Annotated in this window: 14 protein-coding genes; 11 read left to right on the top strand and 3 right to left on the bottom strand. The window is 60.3% G+C overall.

Translation table 11 applies throughout. The features are described 5' to 3' along the window. The first annotated feature begins 348 nt into the window (after window positions 1-348). The 11 genes from urtA to MME58_RS11510 all read left to right on the top strand — a co-directional run bounded on the left by urtA (window position 349) and on the right by MME58_RS11510 (window position 10,244). A complete protein-coding gene (gene urtA, locus MME58_RS11560) occupies window positions 349-1,530 on the top strand; it encodes an urea ABC transporter substrate-binding protein (protein ID WP_055005725.1) in 1,182 nt (393 codons plus the stop codon). Window positions 1,531-1,596: 66 nt separating this feature from the next. Then, window positions 1,597-2,499, top strand: a complete 903-nt coding sequence (gene urtB, locus MME58_RS11555; protein ID WP_054984550.1) for an urea ABC transporter permease subunit UrtB — start codon at window positions 1,597-1,599, stop codon at window positions 2,497-2,499. A gap of 1 nt (window position 2,500) precedes the next feature. Continuing rightward, window positions 2,501-3,643 carry an urea ABC transporter permease subunit UrtC gene (gene urtC / locus MME58_RS11550; protein WP_054984551.1) on the top strand — a complete coding sequence of 381 codons (1,143 nt, stop codon included), beginning with the start codon at window positions 2,501-2,503 and terminating at the stop codon, window positions 3,641-3,643. Beyond that, window positions 3,640-4,377, top strand: coding sequence for an urea ABC transporter ATP-binding protein UrtD (gene urtD, locus MME58_RS11545; RefSeq protein ID WP_054984552.1), 738 nt, complete (start codon window positions 3,640-3,642; stop codon window positions 4,375-4,377). Before urtC ends, urtD begins: the two co-directional genes overlap by 4 nt. Window positions 4,378-4,379: 2 nt before the next feature. After that, the gene (gene urtE, locus MME58_RS11540; RefSeq protein WP_055005726.1) at window positions 4,380-5,069 is read left to right on the top strand and encodes an urea ABC transporter ATP-binding subunit UrtE; all 690 of its coding nucleotides are present in this window, start codon (window positions 4,380-4,382) and stop codon (window positions 5,067-5,069) included. 22 nt (window positions 5,070-5,091) lie between these two features. Further along, the gene (ureE, locus tag MME58_RS11535) at window positions 5,092-5,532 is read left to right on the top strand and encodes an urease accessory protein UreE (RefSeq protein ID WP_055005727.1); all 441 of its coding nucleotides are present in this window, start codon (window positions 5,092-5,094) and stop codon (window positions 5,530-5,532) included. After that, window positions 5,529-6,260: an urease accessory protein UreF gene (locus tag MME58_RS11530; RefSeq protein ID WP_055005728.1), complete on the top strand. Its 732-nt coding sequence runs from the start codon at window positions 5,529-5,531 to the stop codon at window positions 6,258-6,260. Before ureE ends, MME58_RS11530 begins: the two co-directional genes overlap by 4 nt. Before the next feature lie 28 nt (window positions 6,261-6,288). Beyond that, window positions 6,289-6,984: an urease subunit beta gene (locus MME58_RS11525; protein WP_055005729.1), complete on the top strand. Its 696-nt coding sequence runs from the start codon at window positions 6,289-6,291 to the stop codon at window positions 6,982-6,984. Window positions 6,985-6,987: 3 nt separating this feature from the next. Continuing rightward, window positions 6,988-8,700 carry an urease subunit alpha gene (gene ureC / locus MME58_RS11520; RefSeq protein ID WP_055005730.1) on the top strand — a complete coding sequence of 571 codons (1,713 nt, stop codon included), beginning with the start codon at window positions 6,988-6,990 and terminating at the stop codon, window positions 8,698-8,700. Between the two features lie 27 nt (window positions 8,701-8,727). Then, window positions 8,728-9,390, top strand: coding sequence for an urease accessory protein UreG (gene ureG / locus MME58_RS11515; protein WP_054984558.1), 663 nt, complete (start codon window positions 8,728-8,730; stop codon window positions 9,388-9,390). Next, complete coding sequence (locus tag MME58_RS11510; protein WP_055005731.1) at window positions 9,387-10,244, top strand: urease accessory protein UreD; 858 nt, start codon at window positions 9,387-9,389, stop codon at window positions 10,242-10,244. Before ureG ends, MME58_RS11510 begins: the two co-directional genes overlap by 4 nt. A 39-nt stretch (window positions 10,245-10,283) precedes the next feature. On the opposite strand, the gene fabF is transcribed toward MME58_RS11510, so the two are convergent. Genes fabF through MME58_RS11495 form a run of 3 tightly spaced genes read right to left on the bottom strand, consistent with a single transcriptional unit; the run spans window position 10,284 to window position 15,795 of the window. Next, entirely contained in the window at window positions 10,284-11,573 is a 1,290-nt protein-coding gene (gene fabF / locus MME58_RS11505; protein ID WP_055005732.1) for a beta-ketoacyl-ACP synthase II, read from the bottom strand. A gap of 2 nt (window positions 11,574-11,575) precedes the next feature. Further along, complete coding sequence (locus MME58_RS11500; RefSeq protein WP_055005733.1) at window positions 11,576-14,692, bottom strand: efflux RND transporter permease subunit; 3,117 nt, start codon at window positions 14,690-14,692, stop codon at window positions 11,576-11,578. Next, window positions 14,689-15,795: an efflux RND transporter periplasmic adaptor subunit gene (locus MME58_RS11495; RefSeq protein WP_054984562.1), complete on the bottom strand. Its 1,107-nt coding sequence runs from the start codon at window positions 15,793-15,795 to the stop codon at window positions 14,689-14,691. The genes MME58_RS11500 and MME58_RS11495 overlap by 4 nt, the downstream gene beginning before the upstream one ends. Between the last annotated feature and the right edge of the window lie 42 nt (window positions 15,796-15,837).

Genomic DNA, 15,837 nt, shown 5'->3' with positions numbered 1-15,837 from the left:
ATCCAAGGAAACAACGTGCGCAGTCTCACATTTTTGGTGCGCAAAAGCCTGATTCGCGCCAAAGCGGCGCAGGGTGATTTTTCGTGCAATAGATGAAGGGACGCCCTGCGCCCACACTCGATTTCTAGTGTATGAGGCTGTTTCTGCACTTGGCACTGTGCTTGCTAAGTCTCTTCTGAGACATCGCGCCAGCTGTTTGCCCTACGCCCCCTTGGCAAGTAGGGAGACACCTCGCGTACGACTGGATCGGACACAGTTTGTCCCGCCAGATTCGGCACAGAAGCCTGACCTCCCGCCCATTGATTTGGCCGGGACGTCGGGCTTTTTTTATTCCTGGGAGAGAAGTGAATGCACAACGACAAACGCCGTTTGATCAAGCATGCTCTGTTGCTGGGCGCGATCGGCCTGCTGCCGTTTTCCCTGATCGGCGAGGCGCAGGCAGCCGAGACTGTAAAGGTCGGCATCATCCATTCGCTGACCGGCACCATGGCCATCAGTGAAGCCTCGGTGGTCGACGCAGAAAAACTGGCCATCGAAGAAATCAACGCCAGTGGCGGCGTGATGGGTAAAACCATCGAACCCATCGTCGAGGACGGCGCCAGCGACTGGCCGACCTTCGCGGAGAAGGCCCGCAAACTGCTGGAAAACGATCACGTTGCAGTGACCTTCGGCGCGTTCACGTCCGCTTCGCGCAAAGCGGTGTTGCCGGTCTTTGAACGCAACAAAGGCTTGCTCTACTACCCGACCTTCTATGAAGGGCTGGAGAAATCTCCGGCCATTATCTACACCGGTGCCGAGGCCTCGCAACAGACCCTGGCAGCGGTCATCTGGTTGATGGCCAACAAGGGCAAGAGCGTCTATCTGGTCGGTTCCGACTACATCTGGCCACGCACCACCAACAAGCTGGCGCGGGCATCCGTCACCAAACAGGGTGGCTCCATCGTCGGCGAAGACTATCTGCCGCTGGGTGCCATCGAGTTTTCATCAGTGATCAACAAGATCAAGGCAGCCAAGCCGGACATCGTGCTGTCGACCATCGTCGGCGGTTCGAACGTGGCGTTTTACAAACAGCTCAAGGCCGCCGGTATCGACAGCAGCAATCAGACCCTGATGGGGCTGGCGATCACCGAAGAGGAAGTCACCGGTATCGGTGCGGAAAACCTCGTCGGCTTCCTGACCTGCATGAGCTACTTCCAGAGCCTGAAAAACCCGGTCAACGAGAAGTTCGTCCAGGCCTTCAAGGCGCGCTACGGGCAGCAACGCGTCGTCGGTGACCCGATGGCGGCGGCGTATACCGCGGTGTATTTGTGGAAAAAGGCTGTCGAAAAAGCCGGCAGCTTCGACGTGCCGAACGTGATTGCTGCGTCCTCGGAGCTGACCCTCGACGCTCCGGAAGGCGAAATCAAGGTTCACAAGGATAATCACCACCTGTGGAAGCGCGCCCGCATCGGCACCCTGAACGCGCAGGGCCAGGTCGATGTGATCTACGAGTCGGCGCCGATAGAGCCCAATCCCTTTCCGAAACTCTGATACCGGTCCGGGCGCGATCCGCTTCGCGCCCGCTTTCGTCAATGTGCAGCAACAGGTAGCGATGGCATGACTCTCGATACGCTGGTAATGCAAGTCTTCAGCGGCTTCTCGCTGTTTTCCGTGCTGGTACTGATGGCACTCGGGCTGACCATCGTCTTCGGCCTGATGGGTGTCATCAACATGGCTCACGGCGAACTGATGGCGATGGGCTCATACATGACCTATGTCAGTTCGGTGGTGTTCCAGCGCTACTTTCCCGAGTTGATGGGCTGGTATTTCATCGTCGGCATCGGAATGGCCTTTGTCGTGACGTTCGCCTTCGGCTTACTGCTGGAACGCTGCTTCATTCGCTTCATGTATAACCGGCCGCTGGACACCCTGCTGGCAACCTGGGGGCTGTCTCTGGTCTTGCAGCAACTGTTCCGTCAGGTTTTCGGCCCCAAGGAAGTCAGCGTGCCCACCGTGCAATGGCTGCAGGGCGCATGGAAAATCAGCGAAGGGCTGGAGTTGCCGCTCAATCGCATTTTCATCATTGGCCTGACGTTCGTGATTGCCGCTGCAGTGTTTCTGTTTCTCTACCGCAGCCGCTGGGGTCTGCGCATTCGTGCAGTGACTCAGAACCGCGCCATGGCGGGTGCGGCCGGTATCAATACGGCGCGGGTCGACTCGGTGACTTTCGCGCTGGGCTGCGGCCTGGCCGGCATCGCTGGCAGTTCGTTCACCATGCTCGCGTCCACCGGCCCGGTAAGCGGCCAGCAGTACCTGGTGGATACCTTCATCGTTGTGGTGTTCGGTGGCGTGGAAAGCCTGCTTGGCACCTTCCTTTCGGCGTTCGCCATCGGCCAGACGCAGGTTTCGCTGGAATACCTCACCACCGGATCCATGGCCAAGGCGATCACCCTGCTGGTGGTCATCGTGCTGCTGTTTTTCCGCCCCAACGGCCTGTTCGCCACGAAAGTGAGACGTTGAGATGAATGACATGACTGAAAAGCCGCCGCTCCGGCCACAGATTGCGGTGTCCAGACCCGTTCGGCTGAATGGCGGCTGGCTGCCACTGATCGAGCGCTACAGCCTGATCTGGCTGTCGCTGTTGTTGCTGGTGGTATTGCCGCTGGCGCTGGGCGATTTCCGCCTTGGCCTGGCCGGTAAATACCTGAGCCTGGCGTTCTGCGCAGTGGGCATGGTGATGATCTGGGGCTACGGCGGCATTCTCAGCCTCGGCCAGGGGATCTTCTTCGGTTTGGGCAGCTACATGATGGCGATGTACCTGAAGCTTGAAGCCACCGCCACAGACGAAGCTGCCAGCGCCCTCGCCGCTTTCTACGGCTCTGCGCTACCCGACTTCATGATCTGGAACAGCGTAGAAGCACTGCCCTGGTGGTGGAAGCCGTTCGAATCGGCGACCTTTACGTTGGCAGCGATCCTGATCCTGCCTGCGCTGCTGGCGTTCCTGTTCAGCTATGCCTATTTCAAAAAGCGCGTGGGCGGCGTGTACTTCTCGATCATCACCCTGTCGCTGGCCTCGATCATGTCAATCATGATCATCGGACAACAGGGCTACACCGGCGGTGTCAACGGCCTGACCGACTTCAAGACCGCCTTCGGCATGAGTTTGCAGACACCCCAGACGCCCTGGATTCTCTATCTGATCACCACACTGTTGCTGCTGGCCTGCGTCGCGATGTGCGGGTTCATCCTGCGCAGCCGACTGGGCAAGGTCGTCGTGGCGATCCGTGACCGGGAAGACCGGGTGCGTTTCTCCGGTTACAACACTGCATTGTTCAAGGCCTTCATTTTTGCCGTGGCTGCGCTGATTTCCGCGCTGGGCGGGGTGATGTTCACCTTGCAGGTCGGCCTGGCATCGCCTTCGCTGGTGGGCATCATTCCGTCCACCGAGATCGTGATATACGCCGCGCTGGGTGGCCGCCTTTCACTGGTCGGTGCGGTGTACGGCACGCTGCTGATCGGTGCGGCCAAAACCTGGCTGTCGGAGAATTTCGTCAGCTTCTGGCAATACTTCATCGGCTTTCTGTTCATGGCGGTGGTGCTGTTTCTGCCGACCGGGCTGGCCGGGCTGCTGCAACGCCTGAGCAACAAAGAGGTGCAGTCATGAGCGGGATGCTACTGAGCGTAGAAGACCTGACTGTCTCGTTCGACGGCTTCAAGGCAGTCGATAACCTCAACTTCTATGTCGAGGAGAACCAGGTGCATGTGGTGATCGGCCCCAACGGCGCGGGCAAGACCACCCTGCTCGACATGATCTGCGGCAAGACCCGCCCCAGCGCAGGCAGCATCCGCTTCAAGGACCTGCAACTGGCGAACATGATCGAGTACCAGATCACCCGCGCGGGCGTGGGCCGCAAGTTTCAGAACCCGTCGGTGTACGAAGACCTCACCGTGCGGGAAAACCTCGACATCTCTTCACCGGACAAACGCGGCGTCTTCAATTGCCTGTTCGCCGGCAAGAACGCAGCGCTGAACGCCGAAATCGAGCAGACTGCCGAGATGATCTTTCTCAAGGATCAATTGGGGCGCAAAGCCGGGCTGCTATCGCACGGCCAGAAACAGTGGCTGGAGATCGGCATGCTGTTGATGCAGCGTCCGGAGTTGCTGTTGCTTGATGAGCCGGTCGCCGGCATGAGCGCGGGCGAGCGAGAGAAAACCGCCGGACTGCTCAAGCTCATCGCCAAAGGCCGGGCGATGGTAATCATCGAGCACGACATGGAGTTCGTGAAATCGGTGGCTGACAAGGTCACCGTCCTGCATCAGGGCAAGACCCTGGCCTACGGCTCGATGGATCAGGTGCAGAACGATCCTCGCGTCATTGACGTCTATCTGGGGCACTGATCATGCTGAATGTCTCTAACCTCAACGTTTACTACGGCGACAGCCACGTATTACGTGACCTCAGTCTGGAGCTGGCGGCAGGCGAGTCACTCGCGGTGATGGGCCGCAACGGGATGGGCAAGACCACGCTGCTGAGAAGCCTGGTGGGCATGCTGCCGACCCGCAGCGGCAGCATAACGCTGGCCGGACAGGAACTGACCGGCAGCAAAAGCTATGAGCGGGTAGCCGCCGGGGTCGGTTTCGTGCCCCAGGGGCGGATGATATTTCCCTACCTGAGCGTCGAGGAAAACATTCTCACAGGCATCCAGGGCGCTCCCGCCGCGCCCATTCCCGACTACATCTTCGAGTACTTCCCGGTGCTGTTCGAAATGCGCCGACGCAAGGGCGGCAACCTTTCCGGCGGCCAGCAGCAACAGTTGGCCATTGCCCGGGCGCTGGTCTCCAATCCCAAGGTGTTGGTCCTCGATGAGCCCACCGAGGGCATCCAGCCATCGATCATCAAGGACATTGCCAAAGCCCTGAACCTGCTGAAAAAGGAGCGCGGTTTTTCGCTGATTGTTTCCGAGCAGGTGCTGTCGTTCGCCATGGCGGTTGCTGACCGCTATCTGATTATCGAAAAAGGCGAATTCGTGCACAGCGAAGTCCGCGAAACCGTCGACCGCGAGCGCATCCTGCGCTACCTGACCATCTGAACAGAGCACAGGAGCCATCGCCATGCTGATACTCGACCGTATTCTGGGCCAGGCCAGCGACCCTGCCCTTGCCGATCGCTTGCACGACCTGAGCCATGCAGGCCACGTGGAAACCCTGAGCCTGTCCGCCAGTGACATCCAGCGTCATCGCCTGCGCCTGGCCAGCGACCGGGGCACCGACTGCGCCATTCGCCTGGAGCGTCATCAGCAACTGCGCAACGGCTCGGTGCTGATGCTCGACAATCAACGCGCCATCGTCGTACAGATGCAGGATCAGGAATATCTTGACCTGCAGCCACGCGACCCGGCCGCTGCGCTGGAACTGGGCTATTTCGCCGGCAACATGCACTGGGCGGTACGCTTTGCCGGGGACATCCTGCAAATCCCGCTCAATGGCCCGCAAGCCGATTACCTTGAGCGGCTGGCACCCATGCTTACGGACGGCCGGGTGCGTCGCGCATGAATGCCTCGAGCAGCCTGCTGCTGGCGCTGCAACAGGCCGACAGCTTCTTTCCGGGGGGCGCGGTGGCATGGTCGTGGGGACTGGAAACCCTGCTGGCTGACGGGCATCTTGGCAACGACGAAGTCGTAATGATGCGACGCCGGCAACGAACCGATCGCTATCTTCGCAGTGCCCAGGTACATGGCTTCGTCGAGGGCCAATTGCGCCATCGCTGGAACAGCTTTGACCGCTTGTTCCTGCTCGCCGCCTGGCACGCATCTGACAACCAGCCCGAGTTGATGGCTCTGGATAAACAGATCGAAGCACTGACCCTGGCCGAGGAACTGCGCCAGGGCTCACGGCGTGTCGGCCAGGCTTTACTGGGCGTACACGTCGCACTGCACACGCCGGGTTCGGCAACTTATCAGCAACTGGTTGTGGCGGGTAACGCGCCGGGGCATCTGCCCGTGGTGCAGGGCTTGCTCTGGAAGGGTCTGGGCATGCACCGCGATCACTGCCAATTGGCTGCGGCGCACAGCCTGTGTACAGGGCTGGTCAGTGCCGCCGTACGTCTGGGCGTAATTGGCCATATCGATGGGCAACGAGTGCTGACCGATATCCAGCCGCTTATCACCGAACTGCTGGCGCAGGAACCGCCTGACACCGACGACGCCTGTGGTTTCACACCTATGGCCGAAATCGCCGTGATGCGCCATGAAACCCAGGACCTGCGCCTGTTCGCCAATTGAGCCAGCCACCCTACCGGGAGCCCCGACTATGCTGCTGACCCCGACCGAGCTTGAACGACTCACGCTGTACACCGCCGCCGAACTGTCACGCAAACGCCGCAGCAAAGGCCTGCGCCTGAATTTTCCGGAAGCCTCGGCGCTGATCGCCGACGAGATTCTTGAAGGTGCGCGTGAGGGTCGCAGCGTCGCCGAGCTGATCGGTTTTGGTTCGACGATTCTGAACAGCGACGACGTCATGCCCGGCGTCGCCGATCTGCTGCCGGTGTTGCAGGTAGAAGGCACCTTCCCGGACGGCACCAAGCTGGTCACCGTGCACCAGCCAATCAGACCGGGCCGACGGCCGCTGGCCGTCATGCCGACACCTGGCGAAATACTTTCGCCGGACAGTGATATCCAGCTCAATAAGGGCCGTCCGACCGCTACGTTGCGCGCAATCAATACCGGCGACCGACCCGTGCAGATCGGCAGTCACTACCATTTTTTCGAGGTCAACAGGGCTCTGGATTTTCCACGCGAACGCGCCTTTGGCATGCATCTGGACATCCCCGCAGGTACAGCCGTGCGCTTTGAGCCCGGCGAGCTGCGCGAAGTGCATCTGGTGCAGTTTGGCGGCAGCGGCGACATCCACGGCTTCAGCGGCCTGACCAACGGTAATCTGCACGACCCGGCCTGCAAATCAGCGGCACTGGAACGTGCCCGCGCCCAACTTTTCAAGGGAGCCTGAACCATGGCGACGATGACTCGCAAGGAATACGCCGCCATGTACGGCCCGACCACGGGCGATGCGGTGCGCCTCGGTGACACGTCGTTGCTGGCCGAAGTCGAATTCGATCATTCGGTGCCCGGCGATGAATGCCTGCACGGCGGCGGCAAGACACTGCGCGACGGCATGGGCCTGATGCCCGGCCACGACAGTGCCGAAGGGGCTCTCGATATGCTGATTTGCAACGCGCTGATCATCGACCCGGTGATCGGTATCGTCAAAGGCGACATCGGTATCAAGGACGGCAGGATCGTCGCCATCGGCAAGGCCGGCAACCCACAGATCATGGACGGCGTACACCCGCAATTGATCTGCGGCGTGGCCACCACCGTACGCGATGCCGAAGGACTGATCGTCACTCCCGGTGGTATCGACGTGCATGTGCATTTCGACTCGGCACAACTGTGCGATCACGCGCTGGCGGCCGGTCTGACCACGCTGATCGGGGGGTCGCTGGGGCCGATCACGGTCGGCATCGACTGTGGCGGCGAATGGAATGTCGGCAAGATGTTGCAGGCTGCCGAAGCCTGGCCGATCAACTTCGGCTTTCTCGGGCGCGGCAATTCTAGCAAGCCTGAATCACTGCTCGGGCAACTGCGTGGTGGCTGTCTGGGGCTGAAGATTCATGAAGACTGGGGAGCCATGCCAGCGGTGATCGACACGTGCCTGAAGGTCGCCGACGAATACGATTTTCAGGTTCAGTTGCACACCGACACACTGAATGAGTCCGGATTTCTCGAAGACACGCTGGCGGCCATCGGCGAGCGCACCATCCACATGTACCACACCGAGGGTGCAGGCGGCGGGCACGCTCCGGACATCATCAGCGTAGCGGGCAAGGCCAACTGCATACCCTCCTCCACCAACCCGACCAACCCCTACACCGTGAACACGTTCGACGAACATCTGGACATGATCATGGTCTGCCACCACCTCAACCCTGACGTGCCGGAAGACGTGGCGTTCGCCGAATCACGGGTGCGCCCGCAGACCATCGCTGCCGAAGACATTCTTCACGATACCGGGGCAATTTCCATCCTCGGTTCCGACAGCCAGGGCATGGGCCGCATCAACGAGGTGATCTGCCGTACCTGGCAACTGGCCTCGAAGATGAAAGACCAGCGCGGCCGCCTGCCGGAAGAAACCACCGCACTGGGCGACAACGAACGGATCAAGCGTTACATCGCCAAATACACCATTAACGCAGCGCGGGTGTTCGGCATCGACAGTTACATCGGCTCTCTGGAGCCCGGCAAGCTGGCCGATCTGGTGCTGTGGCGACCGGCGTTCTTCGGCATCAAGCCCGAGCTGGTGGTCAAGGGCGGCTTCATCGTGCATGGCGTGATGGGCGATTCCGCCGCCTCGCTGTACACCTGCGAGCCGTTGGTGATGCGCCCGCAATGGGGAGCTTTTGGCGAGGCGAAACAGGCGTTGTCGGTCAATTTTGTCAACCGTCTTGCCGTTGAAGCCGACACCGCTACTCGGCTGGGACTCAAGAAAAAACTGCTGCCAGCGTTCGGCACGCGCACCCTGCGCAAGTCCGACATGTTGCACAACGATGCCTGCCCGGACATCCGCGTCGACCCGCAGACCTTCGACGTGTATGCCGACGGCGAGCGTCTTCACTGCGAACCGGTCAGCGAAGTGCCTCTCGCCCAGCGCTACATGCTGCGCTGAAACCCTCCCGAACAGGAAAACCCGACCATGAGCCTGCCCCTGAATGCACCTGCCCTGTACACCAATGACCAACCTCATCCCGGTGCTGCACGCGTCGGGATCGGCGGACCGGTGGGCTCGGGCAAGACCCGCCTGCTGGAACAACTGATCCCGCGCTTCATCGAGCGCGGCATCGAGCTTGCGATCATCACCAATGATCTGGCCACCCGCGAGGACGCCGAACGCGTGCAACGCAGCGGTCTGATCGACCCGCAGCGGGTTCGTGCGGTGGAAACCGGTGCCTGCCCGCACACCGCCATTCGTGAAGACCCGACCCTCAACCTGCAGATGGCCGATGAGCTGGAGGCGCGCTTCGGCAACCTTGACTTGGTGCTGATCGAGTCCGGCGGCGACAACCTGGCCTCGACCTTTTCACTGGATCTGGTGGACTACTGGATTTTCGTCATCGATGTCGCAGGCGGTGACGACATCCCGCGCAAACGCGGCCCCGGCGTATTGAGCTGTGACCTGCTGGTGGTCAATAAATACGATCTGGCACCCTATGTGGGCGTCGATCTGCCGCGTATGCGGCGCGAATCGGCGGTGGCACGAAACGGTCGGCCCGTTCTGTTTACCAACTGCAACACCGGTGAAGGCGTCGACGCGGTGGTTGAAGCGATAAGCCGCGCCGTATTGTTCGACCGCCCATGAACGCCCATCAAACGTTACTGTCCGCAAAAGCCCCCACCACGGCGCGTATTGCCTTCAGCAAAGCGCCTTCGGGGGCCAGTTACGTGTCCCGTCAGGAAGTCGGCTACCCCTTCCACCTGGGACGCACCCTGACACTGCCACAAGACCCGCCCGGTATGGCGGCGATCTACCTGCAATCGTGCTCCGGCGGCCTGTTCGCTGGCGAAGCCTTGCACCTTGATCTGCACGCCGGGCCAGGCACGCAGGTACATGTCAGCACCGGCGCGGCAACGGTGGCGCACAGCATGCTGGAACAGTCCGCACGACAGACCGTCACACTGGTCGCCGAACCCGGCGCGCTGCTTGAATACCTGCCAATGGCCACCATTCTGTTTCCTCAGACGCGGCTGCACAGCCAGGTGAACGTAACCTTGCACCCTGGTGCGCGGGTCATGCTATGCGACGCATTCTGCCTGCACACTCCCCCAGGCAGCGAAGGCTTGCCAGACTTTTACCGCGCCGATCTGCAGATCCACTGCCCGGATGGAAAACTGCTGGCCGGTGATCGACTGGCAATGATCGGCGCGGACCTGCAACGCCGATTGCCCGGCGTCAGCGGACAACTGCAGGCCTTGGCGACCTTCATGCTGGTGGGTCAGGGTTTGCCTCTAGAGGGTTTGCAGCAGGCCTTGCGTGCAGCGTTAGCCGAGGTTCCCGAGAGCTATCCGGGCGTCAGCGCGCTGCCGAACGATTGCGGCCTGTCTGTGCGGATCATGACTGCCGATGCAGTCGCGTTGCGTAACGCCCTGCATCAGGCCTGGGCATGCGTTCGCCAGCAGCTGACAGGCGTTGCGCCGCGGGTGCGACGCAAATGAGCCATCCGGCTGTTGCAGCCTCGTTGAGACTCAAACCGCTCACGGCTTGCCTTGCCAATGGCGAAACAGAGCGCTGGCATTGACCCCACCGAAGCCGAATCCGTTTGAAAGTGCGTAGACAATCGGCGTCGCTCGGGCGGTCAAGGCCACCAGGTCGAGCCCCTCGGCAACCTCGTCGGGTTGATTGAGATTCAACGTCGGCGGGACGACTTGATCGTGCAATGCCATCACCGTAAAAACGGCCTCGATCCCGCCTGCTGCGCCGAGCAAATGTCCGGTGGCAGATTTTGTAGAACTGATCGCGACATTTGATCGAGTGCCAAACAGTGAACGAATGGCAGCCAGTTCGCCCTTGTCGCCGACCGGTGTCGACGTCGCGTGAGCATTGATGTGCTGCACGTCATCGACACTTACGCCAGCTTGCTGCAGTGCCTGCTCCATCGCTCTGCGGGCGCCGCTACCGTCTTCCGGCCCGGCTGTCAGGTGATAAGCATCCGCACTGGTGCCATAACCCACCAGTTCCGCGAGCGGCGTCGCGCCTCTCGCCAACGCATGTTCCAGCGATTCGATCACCAGCAAGCCTGCACCTTCAGCCATGACAAAACCGTCGCGGTTGCGGTCAAACGGGCGCGAGGCCTCCTCTGGCCGATCAGCAAAACCGGTGGAAAGCGCCCTGGCGGCGGCAAAACATCCCAGCGTGACGCGATCGATAGCGGCCTCCGTACCACCGCAAACGGCAATGTCGGCCTCGCCACTTCTGATCAGTCGCGCAGCATCGCCAATGGCTTGCACACCGGCTGCGCACGCCGTCACCGGGGCTCCCAGAGGTCCCTTGAAACCATACCGGATGGAAACCTGCCCTGCCGCCATGTTGGCCAGAAAGGAGGGAGCCGTGAACGGCGACAGCCTGCGAGGCCCGCGCGTATCAGTCACACGCACAGCTTCGGCAATTGCGCCAAAACCACCCACCCCGGACGCAATAACCGTTGCGGTCCGTTGCTGCTGCGCTTCGGCTTCAGGATGCCACCCCGCTTGCGCAAGCGCTTCGTGAGCAGCAACGAGGGCGAACTCGATAAATCGGTCCATCTTCTTGCGCTCTTTCATCGGGATGATGCTATCCGGGTCGTACCCTGCGACGGAGTCTTCTTCAAGGGTCGGCACCTGGCCTGCGACTGAAACACCGGCGCCCTCACCCACGCTGTCTGGCAGTGAGCGAATACCCGAGCGGCCGTCCAGTAACCTGCGCCACACTTCACCGACCCCGCACCCCAGTGGGCTGACGACGCCGCAACCTGTTACTACGATGCGTTTTTGAACATGCAGATTCATAATCAGACCCTCTTCGTCTCTGCGTCAGTCGACGCATGGCTGCTGAACGGTTGAGGTTGCGATCCACTGTCCGGGCGGATCCTGAACCAGATCGAATACATGGCTGGCAGGAAGACCAGGGTCATGACAGTCCCTCCGAGCGTGCCACCGATGAGCGTGTAAGCGAGGGTGCCCCAGAACACCGAATGGGTCAGCGGGATGAATGCCAGGATGGCCGCCAGGGCCGTGAGCAGCACGGGTCGCGCTCGCTGCACCGTCGCTTCAACCACCGCATGAAAAGGATCAAGCCCGTCTTTCTCGTTCTGATCGATTTGCCCGATCAGGATCAGGGTATTGCGCATCAGGATCCCGGACAGGGCAATCAACCCCACAAGCGCGTTGATACCAAATGGCTTGTTAAACAGAAGCAGTGTCGGCACGACGCCAATCAATCCAAGCGGCGCGGTGAGAAACACCATCACCATCGCCGACATCGAGCGCACCTGAAGGATGATGATCAGCAAGGTGATTGCGATCATGATCGGAAACAGCGGAGCCAACGCCACAGTGGCCTTTGCCGATTCCTCTATTGATCCCGCCTGCTCGATGCGATAGCCCTCCGGAAGGCTGTCGAGGATGGGCTGCAGCTGTTTCGTGATGCTGCTGGATACATCCGGTGGCTGAAGACCTTCGGCAATGTCACCGCGCACGGTGATGGTCGGTACACGGTCTCGACGGCGCAGAACCGGATCCTCCATGCGCACCTCGACCTCACCTATCTGGGAAAGAGGAATACGCTGGCCGGCAGCGCCAACGAGGGTGAAACCCGCTATTTTCGAAGGGTCCAGCCGGATATCGCCGGCTGCGCGCGCCATTACTGCCACTGAGCGGATGTCTTCGCGCACAGACGTGATCGGGATACCGGAAAGCAGGAACTGTAATTGCCGGGCAGCAGCGCTCGACGTCAAACCGACGGCCTGCAATCGGTCCTGATCCAGAGAGAAATGCAGGGTGGGCACTCGGGTGCCCCAATCACTGTTGACGGTCCGCATCATCGGACTGCCCAGCATGACGGTTTCGACCCGGCCGGCGATCTCGCGCAACACATCAGGGTCCGGCCCCCTCACGCGATACGCCACTGGAAAGGGTGAGTAAGGACCGAATACCAGTTGGGTGACCCGGACCCGGGCTTCAGGTGCAAGACCTTGGGCAACAGCCTCTCGAATCCTTGATTTGAGCGCCTCGCGCGCCTCCTGACTGTCAGTGAGCACAATGATTTTTGCGAACGAGGGGTCTGGCAGCTCCGGCGCCATGGCCAGATAAAACCGTGGCGAGCCCTGCCCGACGTAAGACGTGACGATCTTCGCGGCATCCTGCTTTTGCAGCCATGCTTCGATTTTTGCTGCAGTGACGCTGGTCTGCTCGATGGATGTGCCATAGGGCATCTGCACTTCGACCAGCACTTCAGGACGATCCGATGTCGGGAAGAATTGTTTTTTTACCAGCCCCATCCCCAGAATCGCTACCACAAACGTAGCGATTACCGCGCCTGCCACCCACCATTTCCGCGCAATAACGCGCGCCAGCACACGCCTGAAACGGTTGTAACTCGTCGTGTCATAAATAGCGGCATGCCCGCCTTCAACCGGCTTGATCTCAGGCAACATCTTCACACCCAGATAAGGCGTGAAAACCACTGCAACGACCCAGGAAGCGATCAAGGCGATGCCGACGATCCAGAACATGTTGCTGGTGTACTCGCCAGCCGTCGACTGCGCAAAACCGTTCGGCATGAAGCCGACAGCGGTCACTAACGTACCGGCAAGCATTGGAGCCGCGGTGTGACTCCAGGCGTAAGCCGATGCCTTGATGCGGTCATAGCCTTCTTCCATCTTCACCACCATCATTTCGATGGCAATGATGGCGTCGTCCACCAACAGACCCAGCGCAAGAATCAATGACCCCAGGGTAATACGGTCAAAGTTCTTGCCCGTGGCTTCCATCACTACAAAGACAATAGCCAGCGTAAGCGGAACAGCCGCAGCGACCACCACCCCCACTCGCCAGCCCATGCTGAGAAAACAGACCAGCATCACGACAAGCAGCGCGACGAAGAATTTGATCATGAACTCGTCAACGGCCGAGCTGATATTCACCGACTGGTCAGTGACTTTCGAAAGCGTCATGCCCAACGGCATGCCCTTATTGATCTTGACCGTCTCGGCATCCAGTGCCTTGCCAAGATCCAGACCATTCCAGCCGTCGCGCATCACGATGCCCAGCAACAGCGCCGGTTCACCCTGATTGCGGACCAGAAACGTCGCGGGATCTTCGTAACCGCGCTCCACTGTCGCCACGTCTGAAAGCTTCAGAGTTTTAGCCTGCACGACGATCGGTGTGTTGCGGATTTTCTCTAGCGTGTCGAAGGCACCGTCCAGACGCAGAAATACCTGAGGCCCGCTGGTTTCGATCGACCCGGCAGGCGTCAGGACATTCTGGTCGTTAAGCGCCGAGAAGATGTCCTGAGGCGAAATACCCAGTGTTGCCAGGCGCTCATGGGAGAACGAGACGAAAATACGCTCGGCTTGCTCACCGATGATATTGATCTTCTTCACACCCGGGACATGCAGCAGACGCTGGCGCAGCGATTCGGCATCGCGTACCAGTAACCGCTGTGGCTCACCTTTTGCCTTCAACGCAAAGAGCGCAAAGGTCACGTCCGAGAACTCATCATTGATCATCGGGCCGATGACGCCCTCAGGAAGCGACTTCGCTGCATCACCCAGTTTTTTACGCGCCTGATAAAACTCTTCCTGCACCTGGGAAGGCGGCGTCTTGTCCAGGAATGAAACCATGGTGAACGCAAGACCCGGTCGAGTGTAGGTCTCGCTGCGGTCATACCATTTCAGTTCCTGCATGCGTTTTTCAAGCGGTTCGGCGACCTGGTCCTGCATCTCTTGTGCCGTTGCACCAGGCCAGGCAGAAATAACCGTCATCTGCTTGACCGTAAAAGGCGGATCTTCCGCACGCCCCAGTTCGAAAAACGACAGCGTACCTGCCACGCCGATCAGAAAAATGAGAAACAGCGTGATGGACCGTTCGCGCACAGCGAGTGCAGAGAGGTTGAAACGGCCGCTCATGGTCGTTCCCCCGCGACACCGCCCCGTGCTTGCTGGACAGACACTTCTTCACCGTCGTGAAGCAAATGCGCGCCCAATGCAACGATCTGTTCGCCGGCCTTGAGAGCGCCGCTCACCCTTGCCGAATCATCACTGAGGCCAAGCACTTGAACAGCGCGCCAGGTTACTTTTGCAGGCGTATCTGCAATGACCCAGACACCAGGTCCCTGACCAGGGTCATGGATGGCCGCCATGGGTATCGTCAGTGCATGCCCGTTGTCCATGCGACCGGCGATATCGAGCGTAACCGTCGAACCCAGTGGCGCACTGAAGGTTCCGCTTTCAAGCACATACCTGGCTTCAAACGTACGCGTCAGCGGATCGGCAGCATCAGAGAGCAACCGCAGCCGTGCAGGAATAATGTTCGCGGGGTTGCCATAAAGCCTGGCTTGAGCCTGTTCGCCCACGACCGGCCGCAGTGTTTCAGGTAACTGGACAATGGCCTCACGCTGCCCGGCCTTTGCCAGCCTGACCACGGGCTGGCCTGCGCTGACAACCTGGCCTGGCTCTGCCAGGGTATCAACCACAACCCCGTCGGCGTCCGCCAGTAAAACTGCGTAGCCACTTGCATTGCGCGCCACGTTGGCCTGAGCTTGCGCAGCATTCAGCTCTGCCTTTGCCGTGTCGGCCAGTGATTTTATCCGGTCATAGGCAGAGGCGGACACAGCACCTGCCGCCACCAGATCGCGATTACGGGCTTCGTCATCGGCGGTCTGCCGGGCTCGCGCGCTGGCGGCTGCAACAGCCTGCTGCTGGGCTTGTGCCTGAAGGCCGAGGTCGACGGGGTCAAGACGCATAAGCGGCTGACCTTTCCTGACGGTCTGGCCGGTGTCGACCAGACGCTCCAGCACCTTTCCCGAGACGCGAAACCCCAGATCGCTCTGAACACGAGCGACCACAACACCGGTAAACGAGCGGTAGGTGTCATCAGCGCTCGCAACAATGGCGGCTCGCACTACAGGAGGTTGAGTACGCGGGTCGCGCACGCTCGACGACTCGCCGCACGCCGCCAAAACGAGAGGCAACAGAAATAAAGCAATGGTTACGCGTCTGGAGCGAAGCATGGGATCCCCTACCTGAAATCAAGTGAGCAGGGAAACGATTCT

This window comes from Pseudomonas syringae pv. tagetis (assembly GCF_022557255.1).
Lineage (GTDB): Bacteria > Pseudomonadota > Gammaproteobacteria > Pseudomonadales > Pseudomonadaceae > Aquipseudomonas > Aquipseudomonas caricapapayae.
This window is presented reverse-complemented; position numbering and strand designations above follow the sequence as displayed.